We start from the raw sequence: 22903 nt of genomic DNA on the forward strand, positions 1-22903 counted from the left end.
CTTCCGACTCAAAAGGGAATGGGGATGCAATTATCCACCCGTAATATCAAATTTGTTCCCATCAGACAAACAAAATGTCATGTCGTTTTGCGCCAGAGAATTGAGGCAAGAGCCACCCAATTTGAGCGAATGGATTTGGCGCGATCGCACTGTGATGTAGTCGTCTAGTGAGTTGTGCGATCGCACTGTTATCCTTCAACATCACCCATTTTTTTGTCCATTTTCATCCCTATAGTCAAAACAGCCGCCGGACCTAGCCGACTCCATCTCTACCGCCTGATTCGGGTATTGCCCAGCAACTGACAGATTGTAGTGCTACACTTCAGTGAAGATGATTACTCAGGGCTAGAACAAACCGAATCAACAATAGGAATAGGCTGGAGAGTCAGGCAAACCATGACACTGAATTTAGCCAACTTTTACCGCGCATCCAACCCTAGCAAAACCCTCGATCTGAGTCAGTCTGAGGATCGGCAGTATTATATTGATTTTTCTTCCGTGCGAGGAAATAATATCATCAAGGAACTAGAGCGCACGATTAGCCGATTATCTCCCGATGAACCAACCTGTCAACTCTTTACCGGACATATTGGCTGTGGCAAATCCACAGAATTACTGCGCCTGAAAACCGAACTCGAACAGCAGGGATTTCATGTCGTCTACTTTGAGTCCTCCCAGGACTTGGATATGGCAGATGTAGATATTAGCGATATTCTACTCGCGATCGCACGTCAGGTTAGTAACAGTCTCGAAGCCAGTCACCTCAATGTCCAGCCTACCCGTTTTCAGCAGTTACTCCAAGGTGCAACTCAGATTTTGCAGGCGGAAGTCAAGGGGGTAAACGTCAAAATCCCTAAGGTGGGAAATTTAGGGATGACAACTAAAAAAGAGGGTGAGTTTTCCTTGGCGTTGGGTATTGGTGAAATTACCGCTCAAGCGAAGAATAGTCCAGAAGTGCGTTCTCTATTGCGACAACATTTAGAACCACGAGTCAATGGAATTTTAGAGGCGATTAACACCGAGTTAATTGAACCCGCTATCCAGCAGTTAAAGCAGCAGGGAAAACAAGGATTAGTCGTCATTGTCGATAATCTTGACCGCATCGATAATAAACAAAAGCCGGGAGGACAACTGCAACCGGAATATTTATTTGTAGACAGAGGCGAACAGTTAAATCAATTAAACTGTCATGTTGTCTATACTATTCCCCTGGTTTTAGCCTTTTCCAATGCCTTAGGACGATTAACGAATCGTTTTGGCGTTGATCCTAAACTGTTACCGATGGTGCGGGTCAACCAGCGAGATGGTAAAATTTGCCAGGAAGGAATGGCATTGCTGCAACAGATGGTATTAGCGAGGGCATTTCCATCGGTTGAACCCCAAGAGCGATTGAGTTTAGTTACAGAAGTATTTGAGAGTCCTAAAACCTTAGACCGCATCTGTTTAGTCAGTGGCGGTCATGTGCGAAACTTGCTGGTTTTATTGTTTGCCTGTATACAAAAAGATGACCCACCCATCAGTCATGATTGTTTAGAAAGTGTAATTTGTCAGCGACGGAATGATTTATGCTTGGCAATTACCCCCGATGAGTGGGAATTACTGAAACAAGTCGAACAAAACAAAACCGTTAGAGGTGAGGATGGATACCAAGTTCTCCTACGGAGTTTGTTTGTATTTGAATATCGCGATGAGCAAGGGTGTTGGTTTGACATTAACCCTATCTTAGCCGATCGCTTACCTCCAGGACATAGTTTTCAATTGTAGGGGCGGGAATGACATAAGACATAAGACATAAGACATAAGACATAAGACGAATGACAAATGACAAATGACAACGAACAATCCTTAAAAACGCTAATCAGAGCTATCCAATTGTCTCAAGGTGAGTTTTCACTTATTCTAGCGCGTTGTAATTATTTCACCTGGCAAAAGCAGATCACACAGCAGTTGCAAGAGCAATGTTCTATTCATATTAAAACAATAATTCTCCAGCCTTCTGTTACCCGACTTTACTCAACCATTATTGAACATATTTCTTCTTCAAATTCAGCGGTTCAGAGTCCCGAAGTCTTCAAAAAGTCGGGGATATCGCCGGGAACTGAGAAGCAATCCCCTAATGCTCTTGTTGTATTCGGTTTAGACTCTATAACCCATCTGGATCAACTGCTAACCGCTACCAACCAAATCCGGGAAGAGTTTCGCAAATTGCCCTTTCCCTTAATCCTGTGGGTAACTGATAACCTGCTGCGAAAACTGATTCGCTTAGTCCCCGATTTTGAAAGTTGGGCAACCCAAGTCGAGTTTGCGATCGCGACCCAAGATTTAATCGATAGAATTCAGCAAACGGCTGATACAATTTTTACCGAGGTTTTAAATGCAGGGGCGGGTAGATTTCTGGATAACGCTGTGTTTACCATCGCCGTGGGTTCGCGTCGCCGTTCTGAATTAGAATCGGCGCTGAACGATTTGCACCGTCGGGGCGAACCCTTAACACCCGACGTTGAAGCAAAACTGCACTTTCTCCTGGGTAGAGATGCTCAAGCTAATAATCAGATGGAGAAAGCCAGCCAGTATTATCAGCAAAGTCTAGCGTTTTGGCAACAGAGTGATTACCCGGAACAGCAAGGCTGTTTGTTATTTTATCTGGGGTTATGGTGGCGGTGTTATGCGGTTTTGCATCGGGCTGACTATTGGCGATCGTGTTATCGGGCAAAGGACTATTTTCAGCGCTGTGTTCGTGTGTTTCAACAGGGGAATCGTCCGGATTTAGCCGCCCGGTTTATCAATCCCTTGGGAGAAGTTTTAATTCGCTTACAGGAGTGGCAAGAATTAGAAGAGGTTGCTAAAACCGCCGTTCATTTGCATCAAACTTATTTAGACAGCACTCATCTGTATGCCGGGTATGCTGATGCCCTTTTAGCTGAAGTCGCCCTAGCCAGAGGCGCTTGGAGTGATGCCAAACGGTATGCTGAATTTGCACGACAAAAGAATAATCAGCAATCCGTTGTTGACTTAGCCTCCCAGCATGATCACACCCATTGGGCTTGGGCATGGCAACACTATCAAAGTTTATATTTATTTTTACTGGCAAAAGCCCAACGTCATCTCGATCAGACGGCTGAAGCTATTCAAAACTTAGAGACGGCGAAAAACCAGAGTCTACCAGACTATGACCCTCAACTTTATATCGATATCTTAAAAGAATTGCGCGGACTTTATTTTGAACGGGATGATTATCTGAAATCATTTGCCCTCAAATTAGAGCAACGTTCGATTGAAGCGCAATATGGCTTCCGCCCCTTCGTCGGTGCTGGACGTTTAAAATCGATCAAACGAGTGATTAATTCCTCTATTGATTCCATTTATCCCCAAGTCAGAACCCAAGACCGAATTACAGCATCGGGGCGGGGTCAAGATATTCAAGTATTAAGGACAAGACTGAGTGAACCCTGCCATAAATTGACGGTCATGCACGGTCAATCCGGGGTAGGCAAAAGTTCCCTCTTATCGGCAGGATTAGTCCCCGATTTGAAACAGCATCCTGTTGGCGATCGCTATGCCTTACCGGTGACAATTCGTGTTTACACCAATTGGGTCAACGAATTGGGAATAAAGTTGGCGGAGGCGTTAACTGAACGGGGGATTGAAGCACTTGATTTATCCGATGAAAGCCATTCGTTTTCCCGGAAAGCCGGAGAATCGGTTAAGAGACTTGATGGGATTCTGGAAACCTTGAGAAAAAATGGCGATCGCCATCTGCTGACGGTTTTAATTTTTGACCAATTTGAAGAGTTTTTCTTTCATTGTAGTCATATAAGTACTCGCCGTGAGTTTTATCAGTTCCTGGAATGTTGTCTGAGTATTCCCTATTTGAAAATCATCGTAGCTTTACGGGAAGATTATTTACACTATCTCTTAGAATTTGAACGATTAGCCAATTTAGAGGAGTTTCATCAGAATATTCTGGATAAAACGATTCGCTATTACCTCGGCGACTTTTCACCGGAACGGGCAAAATCTGTGATTCAGGACTTAACCGAGCGATCGCAGTTTTATTTAGAGCCAGCCCTAATCGATGAAGTTGTCCAGGATTTAGCCAGTGATGTGGGGAAAGTTCGTCCGATTGAGTTGCAGGTAGTAGGGGCGCAACTGCAAACCTATAACATCACAAAGTTACACCAATATCGCCAACTTTTGAATCATCCCAAAGAAACCCTAGCCCAGCGTTTTCTGGAAGAAGTGGTTGTGGATTGTGGGGCGAATAATCAACAACTTGCCCGACTGATTTTGTATTTGCTTACCTATGAAAACGGAACACGCCCCCTCAAAACCCGCGCTGAATTGGAAGCCGATTTAGACGCCTGGGGATTTCCCGTCGGAATCCAGCAACTGAATTTGGTATTGCATATTTTAGTTGGTTCAGGAATAGTCTTTTTAGTCCCCGATTACCCCGTCAATCGTTATCAGTTATTTCACGATTATTTAGTTGATTTTATCCGCCAGAAACAAGCACCTGGTTTGTTAGCCGAACTAGCCGAAGCAAAAGAGAAGCAGAAGTTAACCGAAGCCCAACTCAGACAAGCACTAAAAGAGAAAGAAGAGGCATTAACTCATGAACAACAGGCACGTAGGCGGACAGAAATTGCCGAAATTGAAACCCTAAGTTCTCTGGCTCAAGCCATGTTTCTGTGTCATGATCAACTGGGGGCATTAGTCACCAGCGTTAAGGCAGGTCAAAAGTTAAAGTATATCAATGCTCCAGCGACGATAAAAACGCGAACATTGTGTACAATCTGGCAAGTCATCTACTCAATGAAAGAATGTAATCGCTTCCAGGGACATAGCGGTGGGGTTTGGAGTGTCAGTTTTAGTCCCGATGGTCAAACTCTTGCTTCAGCCAGCACTGATGGTACTGTAAAACTATGGCGTCTTGATGGCACAATTCTGCAAACCTTTGAAGGGCATCGCGGCATGGTTCGGAGTGTCAGTTTTAGTCCTGATGGTCAAACCCTTGCCTCAGCCAGTACTGATGGTACTGTAAAACTATGGCGTCTTAATGGTGCAATTCTCCAAACCTTTGAGGGGCATAGTGATTGGGTTCGGAGTGTCAGTTTTAGTCCCGATAGTCAGATTATTGCCTCAGCCAGTGGTGATGGAACTGTAAAACTTTGGGGCATTAATGGCAAACTTATCCGCACCTTGAAAGGGCATAGTGATTGGGTCAATAGCGTCACTTTCAGTCCTGATGGTCAACTGATTGCTTCAACCAGTCATGACCGTACCGTTAAACTTTGGCGTTTAGATGGCACCGTTATTCAAACCTTTGCCAAACACAAGGGTGGGATTAATAGTATTAGTTTCAGTCCCGATGGTCAAATGATTGCCTCGGCTAGTCATGACCGCACTGTTAAACTTTGGCGTTTAGATGGCACGACTGTGCAAACGTTCCAGGAACATAGTGATGGGGTTTATAGCGTCACTTTCAGTCCCGATGGTCAAATAATTACCTCAGCTAGCAGTGACGGCACTGTGAAACTCTGGCGTCTTGATGGTACGATTGTGCAAACCTTTCAAGGATATAGCAGTTGGTTGTGGAGTATTAGTTTTAGTCCCGATAATCGCACCCTCGCCTCAGCCAGTACCGATGGTACAGTTAAACTTTGGCGCACCAATAGCACCGTTGTTCAAACCTTTCACGACCATAGCGATGGCGTCAATAGTGTTAGTTTCAGTCCTGATGGTCAGAGGATTGCCTCAGCTAGCGGTGATGGCACGGTAAAACTCCGGCATTTAGATGACACAGACGTACAAACTTTTGCGGGACACAGGGATTGGGTGAGTAGCATCAGTTTCAGTCCCGATGGTCAGATGCTGGCTTCGGCGAGTCATGATGGTACGGTAAAACTCTGGGGTTTAGACGGCACAGTGGTTCAAACGTTTAGGGGACATAGTGGTTTGGTTAAGAGTGTTAGTTTTAGCCCAGATGGTCAAACCATTGCCTCGGCTAGCACCGACTGTACCGTCCAACTTTGGCGTCTAGATGGCAAAGTGATGCACATCTTTCCAGGGCATAGCGGTGGCGTCAATAGCGTCAGCTTTAGTCCGAATGGTCAAACCCTTGTCTCCGCCAGTCGTGATGGGACGATGAAACTATGGCGTACGGATGGCGCAATTGTACAAGACTTTGAACGCCAGGGTAATTGGGTCAATAGTGTTAGTTTCAGTCCCAATGGTCAAATCATTGCTTCAGCAAACGGGGATGGCACCGTGAAACTCTGGGGTTTAGATGGCGCCCTAATTCAAACCTTTCAGGGACATGGCAATTGGGTTAATAGTGTCAGCTTTAGCCCCGATGGTCAAACCATTGCTTCTGCTAGTGGTGATGGTACGGTAAAATTCTGGCGGATAGATGGCACCGAACTGCAAACGTTTCAAGGACATGGCAATTGGGTTTACAGTGTTAGTTTCAGTCCCGATGGTCAGACTATTGCCTCTGCTAGCCGTGATGGAACAGTAAAGGTGATGACTTGGAAGTTAGCGCTAGATGATTTACTCAGACAGGGTTGTAATTGGTTGCGGGATTATTTAAAGACTAATCCCAATGTCAGTGAGAGTGATAGAAATCTGTGTGATGATATTTCTTGTCAATAAAAATAGAGTTTGCTGAATAAGTGCTGTAGTGAGGGGAAACAGTTTCAACCCCCAGTAATCAGGTGCGATCGCACTACCCTGGAACCTTCTTTTGCCATTTCACAGCTTGGTACTGTTCACAACTTCCCCTAACCGCTTCAAGACACCTAACACCGTATATAAATCATTTCCGGGATTAATCAGCGAGAAAAGTCTGGACAAACCATATCGTGGCAAGTCTTGCTGTATAAGTTTGAGATACACAAATTCACGGTTAGGGTTAAGAACACTGATTTCTCGGATTTAGAGGGAGGTTAGAGGTGGGGAGTTGAGAGGTTAGTGGCACTGATTTCACAGACAGGTTAGTTCTGGCTGGCAAAGGATGAGAAGATGATTCGATGGTTGGGGGGATTATTTTGTTCTCTGTGTCAATCTGTGTCCCTCAGTATTCTGTGTTCTCGAAACTGCCATCCATTCTGTGTAATCTGTGTTTTTGTCAAGGCTTAGTCATAATTTTTATCGTAAGTTTAACAAAATACTTATGTCCAAGGGGACATAGTCTAAATTAAAGTAATTGACTCCATTCTGGAGATTGAGTCAACATCACCCATTGCCCGTAACCGCCTTCATAGCCATAGTCAAAGAAACCGCCTTGATCGTAATCATAGGTGCGTTTAGTATTATCTAGAGTGCCATCTAATCCACTCGGATCTAACACCAACATTTGACAAAGCTGTTCTTGGATTTCTTGTCGCAAGAAAATTTTAGAACCATAGGTTTGTTGCCGTTGTTGATAGGTTTTGTCTACTGCCTTGATCAATAACGGCGCTACACAAAAGTAGCGACGGCTAAAGGTTTCAGATTTTCCTTCTGACCCGATTACAGTTGGTGATAAACCGCGTAACCAGTTTAGTACACCAGTAACACTACTATCACTAAAGGCGATTTCACTAGAGGGAAGTTCAAATTTATGGGAAGCTACATCAATCACCTGTCCAACTAAGGATTTTTTCTCGGTAGGTGATAACATAACCTCTTTTCGCAACCAGAGTTGCTGCACAATAGTTGCATAAGCATAGGAGAATCGTTTGTCAGGTTTTTCTCGATGTAGGTGATAAAGGTGTAAATGGAAAAAATCACCCAGTATGTCAGGATTTGATTGTTGGATATGAGCCGCAGCTTTGCCAAATTGGGTTAATTCAGGTGGATTTGTTTTAGAAAGGATGGAAAGGTTTCGCAAGAAGGGGAAGATTAGTTTTTGTAAAACGGTAACTCCTAGGTTACACGTTTCCGCTAATTCTTCGATGTCTTTCTCTTGATTGTTAAAAAACTCAAGAATTGCCGCCACTCTTTCTAAGGTTGTATTCTGTTGTAGGTGTAACGTTAATCTCTTTCCCATTTTAGCCTGCCAATGTGTCTAACCACGCCGTAAGATTGTGCATAATTCGGTCGTTCCGACTCGTTCTTAATTTTTCAATACTTTGGCAAAAATAACACGAATGATTGGTCGAAATTTTCATCTGTTCTAAGCCAATTTTTGTCGTCTCAAATCCACGTCTTTTCGTCAGTTGGATTTGAGCAGTATTTGGAAAAAACACGGCACCAAACCCTCCGGCTTTCCACCAGGTTGTACTATCTAATGTGTGGGGGATTAGTTTATGGGAACGGAGACGATTAAAGCTACTTGGACCACCGATACCAAAACAGTGAACTTTCATTCTATGTTCACTAGCGATATCCAGAACCGTTGAGAACATGGCTAAACTTTCTTGGGAGAGCATATTCACACTGCTGTTCGGACCGGAGGTTCCCCAAGACCCAAAGCCGACTTTCGTAATGCCTGTCTGGTTATATGTTTCCAGACAACGATTGATTTGCTCAGGTGTGCGTCCATGTACAGGTGCGATCGCGCGTTCTTGGATGTATGCGGGCATTGTTTGGAAAAATCTGGTGCAATGGTAGAGTGTTTCTCGGACTTTGTATTCCACAATCTGATCGGAATCCGTCGAGAGCGGTACAATATCCGGCAATACATATCCATCTGCCCACTGATTATGGCGATACAATTTGTCTAATTTATCTAATAATTTATCATAAGTTATTTTCCCTTGCTGTACCTGATAAGCACCACAATCAAGCCAGATTTCTTGAATTCGCCCCTTTTCTTTTTCGCGGCGCAAATACGTCATCGTCGAAGCCGGACAAGCTAGGGGTGAGGTGAGAACGTCTTGAAATGGATTACGCGGATCACCACCGATGTCCCAAAGTTCAAACAGACGCTTTATATCGGAACCTCCAGCACTCAGAGACGCGACAAATTTAGGATGGCTTGGTGTCGCCTCTGGCAGTTTCTTTTCCCAAACAACTAGAGGGCGATGCTTACCGGGTTCAATAGCCACTCGAGTGAAGCCTAATCGCCAGTAAAAACCATTCGCCTCTGAATCGAGGGGACATTTAAGGCGCAATGTTTCCATGCCACAGGTGCGGCTATGTTCTTCCCAGAAAGTAACCAGAGAACGCCCCACCCCTTGTCGGCGGTATTCCGGGGAAACACAAAGATGATAAAGCGTAGAAATTTTGTCGCGCCGATGATGAAAGTGCAAAAATCCCTGAAGACAACAGAGAATTTCACGCCCTGCGATCGCAGCCGCTAGAGTTGCCCGATTCACAAAGCCTAGTTCTTGGCGATGGGCATCTGCCAGGGCTTTAATCCGGGGCAATTCTTCTACTTTCGCCAATCCAACCATTGACTCTAGGGATTTAGTCGGCACGCCTACCTCACGTAAACAACAGAATTGGGCAAATTTAGCCGTTGCTGTTATGTCAATTTAACACGCTGGGGGAGATGACTCAGATAATTGGAGAATCCCATTCCCTACACAATCGTTGAGTCTGACCGAAATGATGATCCTTTCCAGATAATACCAACATCGACGACTCAGGAAGTACCGGAGAGTGAAGCAAGTTCTCAACGGTATCAACAACTACTCTACTGGCTATCGGCTACAGGTCATGGTACTTGGGAATTATTTAAAAAAGCTTGTCAAGCGCTGAAAATAGAAACCCCTGGTCGCATTTTGCGGCGACTCAAACTGTTAGGACATATTGAGTCTTCTGCGGATGGAAGACATTGGTCGGCTGCACCAACAAGTCTTGTTCAAATTGAGTCTCAGTCGGAAACAGCAAAATTTATCCTCTGTGGTCAACAAACTGGACACCTGTTGTCTATGTTAGAACAGTACGCCCAGGTTAACGTGATTCACCACTCAAGAGGTCATGCACCGGATTGTATTCAAATTCAGTTAACCGATTCAACCCAGATTAATCCCATAATTGAGCAGGTGAAAACGTCCTTGGGTTTATCAATCCAAAATAGAGGGAACGTCGCCAATCAACTCGCTGAAATCTTACCTGAACTCAAAGAATGGATGTTAAGACTGCGGAGTCTACCAGGAATTGTACCCAGTCTCTATCACTGGAAACGCTTCGATAGTGATGACTTTACTGAATGCGTGTTTTCCCAACAGACGGGACTGTACCAGATGTGGGATTTAGATGGCGGCGATCGCTCTCGTTTAACTCTGTTTTATGACGCTGCAACGAACAGTTGGCGACAGGGGGATTGGTATGGTTTGCGATTTCTAGCATTGCAGCATCGTGATCAACCCGGCATTGCCCGTTACGATAGGGTAAAAGCACGTTTAGCCATTCCGTACAGCCAACGATGGCCCCAACTGTATGAACGAGCCTTGGTGTTGGCATCTGGACAACTTCCAAATTATCAAAAAACAGAGCAAAGCTTGTGGCTAATTTATGAAAATGTGGGGCGAGAACTGGTGCAGCAGCTAACTCAAAAACTTCAGGTAACCTGGGAAGAGGATGAGGTAACAACTAATGCATGATTTAATTGGAGCCTATCAACGGCTTGACCGCCTTTATCGGCTGTATATTAAAAGTGCCTTTCCCCTGCGATCGCGGGTTCTTAGTCAAGAGCGAGATACAATTCTTAATCGTCGGGGAGTATTGAGTCAACCCCCATTGGTAGAGACGGTTCCGATTTATCCATCTTCTGGGTTAAATTTGGCAGGGGCGGCACAGCGTTTGTCCTCAGAATGTCCGGATTATGGGGATTTAGCTGAATTAGCGAAAAAACTCTTCCCAGCTAATATTGAGCTTTATCACCATCAATGGCTAGATCGACACAGAAAAGGGAATCGGATTACGTTTGGACGTTATACCGGATTAACACCAGTTTCCGGAATCGAAACAGACCAAAACCGGGAACGGTTACGCCAAATCTTGCTCCAGATGCAGGAACAGCGGCAAGATGTACTGAATGCACTGCAAAACGATCCTGAACGCGATCGCGAACTGCAATACTATTTCCCTAGGCTCGATGGGGGTGAGATGTGGTCACGTTGGGATATGCAAGAAACGCCTCCAGATATTTTAATTACGAACTACTCCATGCTCAACATCATGATGATGCGGAGTATTGAGGACAGTATTTTTGAGGAAACTCAAGCCTGGTTAGCTGAACCCGGACATCCAGAGCGAGAGTTTTTCCTAATTATTGATGAACTTCATGCTTACCGAGGGACGCCAGGAACGGAGGTGGCTTATATTCTCCGCTTATTACTCTATCGCCTTGGTTTAACACCCGACTCACCCAAGCTGCGAATTCTGACAACAACAGCCAGTTTGGAGGATAACCCGGAAGGGAGACGATTCCTACGAGAGTTTTTTGGCAGAGATCAATTTGAATTCATTAGTGGTGAACAAATCGAGCCAGTAGCCGGTTCGCGGACATTTATTTTACCGTATCGCCATGCCTTTGAAGAATTTGCCCAAAGCGTGCAACCGGATTGGTTAGCAGGTTCTCCGGATGTAGAAAACTGCGACACTCAAATCAGCCAGTTAGCCACTCAGTTAGGACAACCTCGACAAGGAGGGATGAGTGCCAAGCAACGATTAGGAGAAGCCTTAGCCCGGATTCAAGCCCCCGATGCACTGCGGGATGCTTGTCAAGCTGTTAATAGAACAGTTCGACCAACCCAGATTCAGGACTTAGATGGGCAGTTATTTCCGGGAGCAAGTTCTCTAGAGGATGCGATTGGCTTTGCCACTGCGCGGAGCGCGATCGCGTCTAATGCCATGAGAGGCTTATTGCTAGCATTGGGAATGTCTCAGGGAAGCAATGGGCGATCGCCTCAACCTGTGCGGGGACATTTATTCTTCCATAACTTACAAAATCTCTGGGCTTGCTGCAATCCAGACTGTACAACTTTGCCGGATCAGGCGCGTCAGGCTCGTCTGGATGCGGCTTCGACTCAAAAACCGACAGTTGGCACCATCCACGATACTCATCGAATTTCCTGTGACTGCGGTGCTCGGGTTCTCGATTTCATTGTCTGTGAAGTCTGTGGCGATGTGTTTCTGGGCGGTTATAAGCATCCGGTGGGCAAGGGTTTTGTCTTGACAGCCGATCAGCCGGACTTGGAAAATATGCCAGATCGAGTGAATCTGGGACAGCGATATGGACAGTATGCTGTGTTTTGGTCTCTACCCTATCATCAAACACTAGAACCTCAAGACTTAGAGTGGACGGTAGACAAGATTAAACGGAGATGGGTTAAAGCCAAACTCCATCGCATCACCGGTTTACTGAGGATGGATAAGGCACCTTGTCAGCCCGATGAAATCCCAGGTTGGCTTTATCAGGTAATGGGGGAAAAAGCCGAGCAACAGTCTTCCATGCCAAGTAGGTGTCCTCGATGCGATGCGGACTACAGCCGTCGGAGAACCTTCAAAACTCCCTTGCGGAGTCATCGGACTGGATTCCAAAAAGCCTGTCAGGTGTTGGCAAGTGCGACGTTGCGAGAAATGGGTTCAAGTGGTGCAGGTGTCTCATCCCGAAAACTGGTGATTTTCTCCGATAGTCGCCAAGACGCCGCCAAGCTAGCAGCAGGCATAGAGCGAGATCATTACCGCGATATGGCACGCCTCACTATGATTCAAGCCTTTCGGCAATACTGGAATGACTTAGCTCCCTATTTGCGAGAAATTGATCCGAACTCAGCAGCTTTGAATATACTGCTTTCTTTAAATCCTGCTTTACACTCAAAAGTAACAGAACCAACGCAAGAAACGGATGACGACATACTCGCCCATGACCGTTTTGATGCTGCTATGCCAGACGAGATCATTAAAGAATCTCTGCGTTGGTCAAGGGGAAGACAACCATCCAATCAAAAAGCGCGTACAGAATGGATAAAGTTACTTCAACTTTATCCAGGGCGTATTCCCATTGCTAACTTGCGAGGCACTATTTTTGATGCCTTACTTAGACAAGGAATCTGTCCTGGTGGTTCTACCTTCAATGCTAAGAACTATAAGTCGGCTGAAGGTCATTGGGAGCAATGGTTCAACTGCTATGACTGGGAGGATATTGAACCCTGTCAGTTGGTCAATCCTAGTGAAAGACAACGGGTACATATCTCTCGCATGGCAGACCTTTTGGTAGAGGAGATTATATATTCCCTCTTCCCCCACATCGCCAGAACCCTAGAAGGGTTGGGTCAAGGCTGGGTTAGCTATCGACCCTATAATAATCCATCACAAAAGACCATTGATGTCACTGAAGCTGTCATTCGTCAGTTGGGCGTTAAGCGTCAGCATCGTTATATGCCCTACCCTACCTTTATTCCTGGAAGTGAGGAAAAGCTGCGCCGTTCTATTCTCAATTACATCAAAAGTTGTGGACTGGATGATATGGAGATCCAACAACAACTCAAACAATCAGGTGCAGCTATCCCTTCAGCCAGTGGATTGGTGCTAAATCCCGATAACTTAACGATTGTGCCAACTCCAGAGAATCCGCTCACGGGTTACCGTTGTCCGCAGTGCAATGCCTTCTTCCTACACAATGTTGGTAATTGCCCAGAGTGTAACAGTAAGTGGTTACGGATTGCGGCGGGTTATCGTTTAGATGTGGATGCATTGGAACTACAGGCGGGATTTCGTTCCCTTCCGGGTGAGGATGACCAGCCAATTGGTCAAGCATTCTTGTGTGATCAACTGGAAAATGGTGCAGGTTATTGTCAATTGTTAGCGCAACCCCAAGAGTTTGCGGCTTTAATGAATTTGGCACAACCAACAAATCAGGATGGGATTGCCTGGGAATGGATCGATTCTAAGCTTGATCCCCAGGGCTCACAACCTCACGGTAGCAAATGTGATACGTCCTGTAATCTCTGTCTACGGGATTTTAGCAATCTTCCCTATCATGGTTTGCTCGATTGGCGATTGGCTTTGGATATGGCGAGAATTGCTTTATCATCCGCTAATCGGGTTGATCTGAGTTCGGCTTGGCATGAACTAAGAAATCCTTGGCTCAATCTTCTGGAGGGGGAAAATGCTTCAATTCCTAGAATTATCAGGAGTTTGGGGTATCGTACTTCCGAGTCATTTGGCAGTTTACAAGGATATGTTCGTCAGGGAAAAGGGAGAGTGCGATCGCGAGTTTTGATGATCCGTCATCCCCTCTGGACTGATCAGCATCCTGACTGGCAACGCGCTGTAGAGGTGGCTCAAGAGCGATATCCTAGTTTTGAGGTCAAGTCGGCTAATCCGTTTAAGATTTTGCGACGACCTGCCGATTATGTTTGATTCTAACGGTTAATTCATTTTCGTTTATAAGGAGTTGCACTTGGAGTTTGACTATTCCTAAATAATGGTGTCCAATTTTTAGAAGGTTTATTAAAAAAGGGTAATGTATTATTAGGACAGCTATAGTGGTGACAACTCAAGGAACCTGATTGAAGATATCCTACGTCATGTTTTCCAGATGAACGCAAGCAGTATTTTTCAATAAAGGCATCATATTCAGCTTCAGTAATTTGATGCTCTGCAATAAGCTTCATAATTTCTGGATCTTTGTAATAAAGCATTTTATCATAAAAAAGCGTTTGACTATTGGCAGGGGCAGATTCTATAGTCCCAAGGGAAAATGATTCTGACTGAACAATGTACATGAAAATAAAAATTGAATCTTGCCATATCGGATAATTTTTAATTAACTTATTAATTTGTTTAATACATTTACCGAGTTGATTCCCAGAACCATTAGTGTAGTCCATAAAGACAAATACTGAAGTTTCCGGGTTGCCAGAAGTAGATTCAAAGTATTCTTTCAATGGTCTAAGTTTTTTCCCGTCAGGGGAGCTAGTTCCAGTTAGAGCAGACCTTTCATAGGTTCCCCAAAGTCTATCTTGGCTTTCAACAGATGTATTTGGAGGAGAAGGTAATCTTGCATATCGGATAACTTTATTTCGCAGCCACTTTTGCAACTCAGCCTCATTTTTAACATGGGCTTTCGGATCTGAATAAAATGCTTGTCGTAGATGTTCTTGGTCAATCAAAAGATTAATGAGCTGGGATTGCAAACTTTGTGTAGCAGTTTCAATATCATTTTTTGAGAAAAACTGAAACTTACTGAGTAGTAAATAGGCTATGTTTTTGTCAAGATTAGTTTCAAATTGATTAAGCCAGCCTCGAACTTTTTTCTTCGATAAAGAACCTTCCCAACTCGAAAACCTATCATAGCAATCTTCGATATCCGTATCGTCAAATAACAAAGAAATTTCCAATCGTCTTTCTTCAGGTAAAATAGAAGCAATTGGTCTTTGGTACGGTTGCACAATTATCTCTAAGGTTCTTTGGAGTTGATTAATTTCAGCGCCAACATTCTTAGGGTTCATCGATAAATAATTTTGTTCAAAGTTTTCTGCTGACATAGAGATCTGAGGTTAAAGTCTTTCCCGATTTTTGAATATATCCTTAAATACCAAATTTGTAAGAGTATACCGATAAGGATTTTGACCAAAAATATCAATATATTGCTCAAAATCAGATTTACTTCTGAGTTCTCTACTGGCTTTATCTAACCTATATTTAGCTTGCTGATCGGATAGTCCATCAAAATAGGCAATCTGACAAACATCTTTCCAACGCAAAAGGTCTTGAATAGACTGTCTTCTCCCACCACTAAAAAATAGAATATTCAGGAAAGCCTCTGCTTCCTCAGACAGAGCATAACTACTCCGTAATTCTGAAAAATAAGCCTCTGCATAAACCCGATAACTATTACTAAAAATTCTTCGAGCCGTTTCCAAACTAACAGATGTATGGGACAATTCAGCTTCAGCCCAAATCAACTGGCAGATCGTTTCTACAAATCGGGGAATTCCTCCAGACACGACTGCCACAAAGTCAATAACGTCCTCTTCAAAAGGATAAACCTTATTATCCGTCATTAAAGTTACAGAACTATTTTTTGTTTCTATATATTCTTTTACTTCTTGTGGGCGCAGAGATTTGAGGATTTTAAAATTAAACCTAGCTTCTTGTAACTGACGAGCTTCTGAAATAATTTGGGCATAGTATTCTTCCGTTACACTGACACATAATGACCAACCCGGTCTAGGGGAAAATTTTTCTGACAAACTATGCAAAAAACTCAGGAAATATGAAGGTTCTATACTGAGATTTGAAAACAGTGCCTCAACTTCATCAAAAGCAATTAAAATATATACTTTTTGGGTACGTTTAAGAAGTTCAAAAAAAACATCGAAGAGATTTATGTACTCTGTTTCTTCAAATATTTTTTTGTCTGATTGTGTTAAAAGACCTTCCTGAAGCAAAACATTGTATAACTTAAGCAAAATAGCGCCTAAAAGACTTTCAAAGTGTTTTTCGGGCTGGCTGGATGCTGCAACGGGTGTGACTATTTCTTGAAACTTAATTGGCACACACACCCCATTGTTATGATTAAATTCTTGGGCGATCAAATTGAGTAACGTTGTTTTCCCATATCCATACTCTCCCACAAAAAATAGCTTAATGGGTCTGCGGATTTTGATAGATTGTTGAACTTCATCAAGGAGGTCATTAATAAATTTTGTTCGGACAAGTTTTGAAGTGTACTCCTGATTGACTACTGATGCAGCCGCACCGGAAACAACATAAGGATTTTGGGCATCTGCTATAGATTTTCCATTAACGTCTTGGTAGGGCATAGTTAAACTGCAATAGCCGGTTCTAAAATTTTAATAAATCCATACTTAACGCCTCGGATATCAACCAAATCAATTCCCATATTACGAGCTAACTGGGATTTAGTCGTCCTTAATTCAATTCGATGAGTCAGTTGTAACTGAATCAAATGTTTATTGAAATCTTCATCCGTATAATCTGATACTTTCCGAAGATGATTGAGTATATTAGCAAGCGGAATTAATCCAAGGCTTTTCTCTGCCACATCACCATAATTTTCAACAATAAAATCAAAAAGATTCAAATAGTTATCAATTTGGATTTTCTCATTATAGAATATTTCGAGATAACCGACACCAGGATGACCAACGTAGCTATATTCGCAGTATTTTGTCAGCAATTCCTTAAGTTGAGCAGGGGGGCAATTATCGTTAATGTGGTATTTTTCCTGAAGTGACCAGCGATTAGAGTTATAATCTATGACCACCTGGGAATACTGAGAACAAGTCCGAGTAAAGTTTTCCTCAAATACTTCAACAGAGGAATTTTGCAAAACAATTTCTAGCGGTTTACTGGCCTCTATCTTAGCATTAACAGAAACTGAGGCTCTTGGGCGAGGAATTGTTTCTGAATAGAGCTTACCATCCGCTTTGAAGAGATCTAAAACGTAAAAACCCGTTAAATAATTTTTAATCGTCGTACCAGACATGGGTGTTCCTGCTGGCTTACCTCTATGCGCTTTATGAGTAACCAGCTTCCCTTCCAACCAAGACAAAGTTGTCTTTAAGGTTTGACCATTATTGGCAACCAGCCCTTTTGCCAGTATCCTCATGTCCTCTGGATACTCCTTGGGTAAGTGAAAAATTGGAATGATTTTAGACATAACAGTTTTCTTCACATCCTGGGCGCATTAGTCAACTCTAACCTTTAAGCCTTTTATAAAACATATATTACCGAGTAAATTTTTGGAATACTTTTGGGCATAACTTACACCTAAACTTGTTTAGTTAAATAGTTCTCCTACTATACCACTAAACCCAGGCAGAAGCGGAGTTGTCAGTACATCTTGAGCAAACAATGTTACTACTAATTTCAGCATCGCCTGTTCGCGCCGATAAACTTTAATCTCTTGCTTCTGGCGATCGAGAATCCAATACTCTTGGACTCCCTGGGTGGAATAAAGTTTGAGCTTTAACTCTAAATCCCGTTGTCTATCTTTACTCCCTTTTGATAGCACTTCAACAACCAACTCAGGTGCATCAGTTAAGTGTCCCGACTCATCTAAGCATTCCTCTAATCGCTGATTACTTGCCCAAACCACATCAGGGATGACGCTATCGGTAGCTGAGAAAATAATACCCGGAGCGATCGCGGCTCTTCCTAAACCGGTCTGACGCGACCAAGTCTGTAACTGAGCATACACATTTCCGGTAACCTCCTGATGTTTCCAATCAGGCGCTCTCGTCACAATCAGTTCTCCATCAATGATTTCATACCGTTTTCCGTCTTCTGGAAAGAGTTCTAAATCACCAACAGTCCAGCGAACTTGTTCTGTGGTTATCATAGCGATCGCGATGACCTAAAAAAAGGTACTGTCTCCATCTTAACGTAAATGGCACTGATTTTAGGGTTTTGTAGTAAGCGATGCAGGTATTTACGCAACTCCAAACCGAGCTTAGTTTCACAGCGATTTGCTCAAGTCCAAGCTTGGTGGACTAAAATCCATATCCAGTCAGCTTTAGCTGACTTGAGCTTTTAGCCCGAACTTTAGTTCAGGGCTTAAAATTTCTGCGGTGCAAGGTAATTTCTAGATGTCCCTTCTGATACAAGAACTTCAACTGTTTCCACAGCTTCTCATCCGCTGAAATCTGTTGCCGAAGTTTACCAATCGAGACTTCATCACCCAAAGAGTCAATCGCCTCTAAAAGCTGTCTCTCCTCCGCCTGAAGATTCTCATCTTTGTCAAACTCAAGTTTCCCCCATTCCGCCTGTAAGTTCTTTTCTACTTCAGCAATAGCTTGCAGTTGCCTGATTTGTTCCTCTCCGACTCCTCCAGCTTCTATTAATTCATATAATTCCTTTACCCGTTCATCTAAGCTACGTTTCAAACGACTAACTTGACTCAATAAGTCTTGCACATCTTGATTACGTTCTTGAGCCAGAAACGATAAATCCTGTTCCAGCTTTTCCCATTGGTAAATTTTGCGATCGCACCAATTTTGCAGCTTATCTAAAAACACCTGTCTCAGGGTTTGGTAAGAACCCTTCTCGTCTTCATCATCAAACCGACAGAGACGACTGAGACAAGATTCATTGTCTGCAATCCGCGCCAACAGAGATTGATACTGGTTGAGAAGTTTCTCAAAAGCTTCCCGACGCGATCGCCGATCTCGCTTAACCTCTTGTTCAAGTTCAACTAAAGGGCGCTGTAACTGCTCATACTCCCTAAACCCCTCTATTTTGTGAGTCGCAAAATAGGTAACCACGCGGTCAACAAATTCATCATCATAACGCCTTAGCTTTTCCGAGTCATTCACCAAATTCTCTCGCAAAACCTCAGCGCGAGTCAAAATAATTCGCCACTGCTCCAAACCCGCCACCAAATCCTGAAGTGATCTTTTCCTATTTTCGTAACTTCTCAAAGACTTAAAACACTGCTCTCTTTGACGATATAAACTCAAAACATTGGCGTCCTCTAAACAAATCGAATGACTGGTTTTCTGGCAATCTTTATCGAGCTGTTTAACTTGCCGTTCCAAATTCGTCCGGTAGTCATTGAGACAGGATTCTAAACCACTATTGCCAATAATAAGCTGACTCACTTTCGAGTTGATCAATTCTCTGGTCAAATTTTCTAACCGCCGTTTCATCTCACCCAGTTCTTGCTCAAGCGCCGAGCGTTTCTCCTGGCGAAATTCTTCAAGTTGCTCACCCATGCCTTGTATCGTTCTCTGAAGTTGATCGAGAACTACCGTCGCTTCCCCCAAATCCCCCACTTTGTCATCGGATATAGATTGTGGATTACCTGACTCAAATCCAGTTGATTCAAAAAGATTTAATTGTGCCGTATCATCGTCTTTTGCCAATGAATCAATTACCCAACTCAGAGTTTTGTCCGCTTCATCTAAACCTTGTTCAACGTCATGAAGCATCACCTCATCAAAAGCGCCTCGCCACTCAGAAACCCGGTGGCGAATTTCATTTAACTGACCCCTTAAATCATCAGGCTCTAGTAGAGACGCGCCATGGCGCGTCTCTACAGCTTGACGAATAATCCCCTTTTGTCGCTCCCACTCAATATAGCGTCGCAGTCGCAACCATTCAATCGCTTCCTCAAACTCGTCTTGAAGATAGCCCAGCCGCTTCACCTCTTGCCATAATTCTCGATAGTCTAACGCTTTACTATGGTCTTGTCCTTGTCGCGTCTCAATGACTTGGGTTCTTCCGGTTAACTTCAAGGCTTGGACAATAAATTCTTCCAGAGAATGTGAGGTAAATTGGACTTGAGAAATTTCTCCCTTCTTGCTAGCAATTTTATAATCAGCAATCAAACCATGCTTCTGAAAAATTGCCAAAACACTCGGCAACCCTGAACCCATTGTCTCAAATAACCGTTCAAAATCTGCTTTGGTAACTTGATACAACTGACGCCCCCGACGAACAGCCAGAGGCACTTTCTCCAGCGTCAATTTATATTTAAGCAAGCTTGGACGCAAGTTGTTGTAGAAAGACTGATAGTTAGGAAAGAGCGCTTTACACTTCAGATAAAACACTGACTCAATTAGTTTCGTTTCCGCACCTTTCACCTTCTCTAGCCCCTCAATCGCCCAACTATCAGGTCGAACCTCTGGAAATAACAATCGCAGGGCATACTGATGACATTCCTGACGATGGTGTTCCAATCTCGCCCGATCTGCCTTACTCACTTCCGGATTATCCAATAGCCAATCTTGAATATAATCAGAGAGAGTAAGCAGTGTACAAGCGGAACAATGTTCCGCCGGAATAACTTTTTTCAATAAACCAAAAACAGTGGGATATCCCCCTTCAAAACGGCGACTGAGCTGAATATGAAAATCCACCTGACCAGTTCCCGATATGGCAGTTATTTTTTGCCTAATTTCAGGCGCTTTCCGCTCATAACTTAGGTAAAATCGCCAATCTAAATGACTGTCTTCAGGCGGAATAAATCTCATTAACCCGGAATCGAGACTCCCGACACTAATGACTAAAGAACGGTTGGGAAATTCCGGATTATATTGTTCTGGCGCACCGTTGAGAAAAGTATAGGAGCCAAATCGATCCACATTCCATGCTTGAGGATAGCGCCAATTCCAATTCCCTTTTTGACCGGCTCGCTTAACGGGAAACAGCAAAGGCAGAATATCGGAACGGAAAATATTGGCAGCCATCTCTTCTTTTTGCCCATCATGCCAATCCCGAAACCAACGCTGGCGAAACCGATTTAGTATTTTATCAATAACGGTGGGAGTATTAGGCTGACTTAATGCCACCAATGCATAGCGATTGTGGCTAAGTTGGATAATATGTACACCATACAACTGATTATCATCGGCTAATTCCCTGAGACTGTTTTTCAGTCCAAATTCCTGCGCCACCGATTCAGAAAGTCCCCCTGGAAAAATAGCCAAAAGCCGAATCACGTCTCGTCCTTGAGAATGCCTTTGCACAGGTTCTAGCTGTTCTAAAGTGTTAATCGCATGATTAATCCGGTGTTGACTCGCCCCATAAAACTGCACTCGTCCGGCTAAATAATCATTAATTAAATCTAGGGGAGTGTAAGGACGATTATTATCTCGGACAAAACCAACCAAGCGTTTATAGACTTCAATAACCGTGCGCGGACCATTACTGAAATCTTTGCGATCGCACAACTGTCCTAAACTCTCAATTGTCGCTGGATGTGCAACTTGTTCAGGCTTTAACCCATCATCCAAAAACTTATCACACAACGAATGCCAAAGTTGCTCAGGAAACTCAGAACTATAAGCATCTGCGAGTCTAAGAAAAACCTGCTGCTGCTTCATCCGGTGGATAATATCACCCGCTTGTTCCTCAATCGCCGATTCCGTGGGATCTATCGGCATACTAAAAATTAACGCGACAGGCGTATTTCCTAACGCTCGCATCCCTTTAACTAAATTACTCAAAATCTGAATTCGGGCGCTTGAACCTTCTTCCGTTCGCAAAAACTCTTGACTTTCATCAGCGAATATGGCTAACCCTTTCATTCCCCCTTGCTGGAGAATTGGAATACTCTCTTGCCAAAAACTCAACACACTATCGGTGTTGGTAATATCAGTCTTTAAGTCTTGAACAATTTTCAGGGCTTTGTCTTCAGATAGCCTGTACTTCCGGGCTAGTTCTGCGGCTTGCGATGCCCGAGACTGTTTGCCATATTTAACATACAATGCCTCAATTTCTGGAATACGTTCAGGTGGCACACAAGTCTTAATCCAACCATAGGTGGCAACCATCAAGTTGTCCAACTCCTTAAACTTGAACGGTGGCACCGCAACAATCTGATGTTGCTGACACTGATGCCACAAATAAACCAGGGTTGCCGTTTTGCCATAGCCATAATCAGCACTCAGATAGCCATTGACAGGCTTCCCCTGGCAAATTTCAGCCATTAAGCGATGCAAGAGAGTCTTTACCCGTAAGAGAGGGTCGTAGCTACTAGCATACAACCGATAACGATTGGCTACACCTTGAGGGTCATGTTCTATCTGGGATGGATTAACCGTATCGACAATTGCCGCGATCGCATCCAGTTGTTCTAATAGCCGTTTCATAGATGTAGCCAGTACAGAAAGAGTCATTATCCAATCATAATCTAGTCGGGGTGAAGGGTGGGAGCCTAGTAACACTGATTTCACGGATTTAGAGGGAGGTTAGGGGTGGGAGTTGGCAGGTTAGTCGCACTGATTGCACAGACAGGTTAATTCTCACTGGCAAAGGATGATAAAGATGTAAGAATTGTTGGAGAGATTATTTACTTGTCTGTGTTAATCTGTGTGCCTCACTATTCACTGTTCTGTCTGTGCCATTTAATCTGTGTCAATCTGTGTCATGAATTCGACCATCAGGCATTGTCGCCCCCTGCAAATTTGCCCCGATTAAATTCGTGGTACTCAATTCTGCATCTAGTCGGGGTGAAGGGTGGGAGCCTAGTAACACTGATTTCACGGATTTAGAG

General features: G+C 43.7%; 11 protein-coding genes. 4 read left to right on the plus strand and 7 right to left on the minus strand.

Going from position 1 to position 22903, the window contains the following annotated elements; genetic code table 11:
• The first annotated feature begins 396 nt into the window (after positions 1-396).
• Together ACLFWI_RS07945 and ACLFWI_RS07950 are read left to right on the plus strand one after the other, a co-directional pair.
• Positions 397-1764 carry an ATP-binding protein gene (locus ACLFWI_RS07945; protein WP_446412488.1) on the plus strand — a complete coding sequence of 456 codons (1368 nt, stop codon included), beginning with the start codon at positions 397-399 and terminating at the stop codon, positions 1762-1764.
• A gap of 57 nt (positions 1765-1821) precedes the next feature.
• Positions 1822-6651, plus strand: a complete 4830-nt coding sequence (locus tag ACLFWI_RS07950) for a WD40 domain-containing protein (protein ID WP_446412489.1) — start codon at positions 1822-1824, stop codon at positions 6649-6651.
• A gap of 544 nt (positions 6652-7195) precedes the next feature.
• On the opposite strand, the gene ACLFWI_RS07955 is transcribed toward ACLFWI_RS07950, so the two are convergent.
• Both ACLFWI_RS07955 and ACLFWI_RS07960 read right to left on the minus strand, forming a co-directional pair.
• Positions 7196-8029, minus strand: coding sequence for a hypothetical protein (locus tag ACLFWI_RS07955; protein ID WP_446412490.1), 834 nt, complete (start codon positions 8027-8029; stop codon positions 7196-7198).
• A 1-nt stretch (position 8030) separates the two neighbouring features.
• On the minus strand, positions 8031-9401 hold the full coding sequence (locus ACLFWI_RS07960) for a GNAT family N-acetyltransferase (protein WP_446412491.1): 1371 nt from the start codon (positions 9399-9401) through the stop codon (positions 8031-8033).
• An 87-nt stretch (positions 9402-9488) separates the two neighbouring features.
• Between ACLFWI_RS07960 and ACLFWI_RS07965 the strand changes: the two genes are divergently transcribed.
• Positions 9489-10532 carry a hypothetical protein gene (locus ACLFWI_RS07965; RefSeq protein WP_446412492.1) on the plus strand — a complete coding sequence of 348 codons (1044 nt, stop codon included), beginning with the start codon at positions 9489-9491 and terminating at the stop codon, positions 10530-10532.
• Positions 10525-14298 carry a hypothetical protein gene (locus ACLFWI_RS07970; protein ID WP_446412493.1) on the plus strand — a complete coding sequence of 1258 codons (3774 nt, stop codon included), beginning with the start codon at positions 10525-10527 and terminating at the stop codon, positions 14296-14298. Before ACLFWI_RS07965 ends, ACLFWI_RS07970 begins: the two co-directional genes overlap by 8 nt.
• 14 nt (positions 14299-14312) lie before the next feature.
• Here the strand turns inward: ACLFWI_RS07970 and ACLFWI_RS07975 are convergent, their stop codons facing one another.
• The 5 genes from ACLFWI_RS07975 to ACLFWI_RS07995 form a co-directional block, all read right to left on the minus strand.
• Positions 14313-15425 (minus strand): phosphoribosyltransferase-like protein, encoded by a 1113-nt coding sequence (locus ACLFWI_RS07975; RefSeq protein ID WP_446412494.1) that lies wholly within the window; start codon positions 15423-15425, stop codon positions 14313-14315.
• Between the two features lie 12 nt (positions 15426-15437).
• Positions 15438-16706 (minus strand): ATP-binding protein, encoded by a 1269-nt coding sequence (locus ACLFWI_RS07980; RefSeq protein WP_446412495.1) that lies wholly within the window; start codon positions 16704-16706, stop codon positions 15438-15440.
• Positions 16707-16708: 2 nt separating this feature from the next.
• On the minus strand, positions 16709-17566 hold the full coding sequence (locus ACLFWI_RS07985) for a hypothetical protein (RefSeq protein WP_446412496.1): 858 nt from the start codon (positions 17564-17566) through the stop codon (positions 16709-16711).
• A gap of 120 nt (positions 17567-17686) precedes the next feature.
• Positions 17687-18247 (minus strand): Uma2 family endonuclease, encoded by a 561-nt coding sequence (locus ACLFWI_RS07990; RefSeq protein ID WP_446412497.1) that lies wholly within the window; start codon positions 18245-18247, stop codon positions 17687-17689.
• Between the two features lie 208 nt (positions 18248-18455).
• Positions 18456-22499 carry a hypothetical protein gene (locus ACLFWI_RS07995; RefSeq protein WP_446412498.1) on the minus strand — a complete coding sequence of 1348 codons (4044 nt, stop codon included), beginning with the start codon at positions 22497-22499 and terminating at the stop codon, positions 18456-18458.
• Positions 22500-22903: the final 404 nt, after the last annotated feature.

Source organism: Coleofasciculus sp. (genome assembly GCF_046539235.1).
GTDB lineage: Bacteria > Cyanobacteriota > Cyanobacteriia > Cyanobacteriales > Coleofasciculaceae > Coleofasciculus.